1 protein-coding gene is annotated in these 1,023 nt (G+C 61.2%); it reads right to left on the minus strand.

Going from position 1 to position 1,023, the window contains the following annotated elements:
* The coding region (locus QJT78_RS51555) for an IS110 family transposase (RefSeq protein WP_281460896.1) at positions 1 to 926 on the minus strand (926 nt) is incomplete at its 3' end.
* Positions 927 to 1,023: the final 97 nt, after the last annotated feature.

A 1,023-nucleotide genomic window follows, 5' to 3' on the forward strand; every position in this document is an offset into this window, starting at 1 on the left:
GGTTGCCATGGTGTTTTCGTCCTGATCATGACGTTGAGGATGGTCAGCAGCTTGCGGGCGACGGCGATCAGGGCAACGAGCTTCGGCTTTCCATTGGCCACGAGGCGGTCAAAGAAGGCCTTGAGGACGGGGTTGTGACGTCTGGCGGTCATTGCTCCCATGAACAATACCGTTCGCACCGCTTGTCGCCCGCCACCAATGAAGCTTTTTCCGCGCCATTGGCCGGATTGGCGCGTGTAGGGCGCCAAGCCGGCCAGTGCCGCAATCTGCTTGCGGTTCAGGCGGCCGAGCTCTGGCAGTTCGGCCATCAAGGTCCGGGCAATGATGGGCCCAACGCCGGGAACGGAGGCGAGCAAATCCTCTGCTTCGCGCCAGGCCGGCGAAGATCGCACTGCATCGTCGATGTCCGTATCGACGCTGACGAGCTCCTTCTCCAGCGCTTTGATCAGCCGTGTGATGCTCTTTCTTAAATGCTGCGAGGTTGCGCGCTTTTCCCGTTGCCGCTCGGCACCTATCATGTCCACGATTTGACGCCGGCGCGTCACCAAATCCGACAAAAACCGTGTCGCCTCATCCGGCAAAGGCCGGGGTTCGGGCCGTGTCGCTGCGGCAAAGTGAGCGATTACAGAAGCATCGATCGGATCGGTCTTGGCGCGTTGTCCGAGTGCCTTGGCAAAGGCACGGACCTGCGCCGGATTGACAACGACGATAGGAAGGCCGGCGCCGCCAACTGCCGCTGCCGCAATGGTCTCGAAGCCGCCCGTCGCCTCGAGCGCCACAATAGTGGGTGCAAGCTGTTTCAGCCGAGCGGTCAGCTGCTCCAACCCCGCACCGTTGCGTTCTACGACGAACGCCTCACCACCGGGATGAACTGCAACGTCAAGACGGTCCTTCGATACGTCGATACCAACCGCGATGATATCCATGGTCACCCTTCCTTGCCTAATCGGGCTTCGCACTTTGCGGCCCAGGCGACTGTTCGGGTTCAATGGACTAACGGACGGGGCACCTCTCTCACCCACG

The organism is Bradyrhizobium sp. Mp27 (assembly GCF_029953005.1).
Lineage (GTDB): Bacteria > Pseudomonadota > Alphaproteobacteria > Rhizobiales > Xanthobacteraceae > Bradyrhizobium > Bradyrhizobium barranii.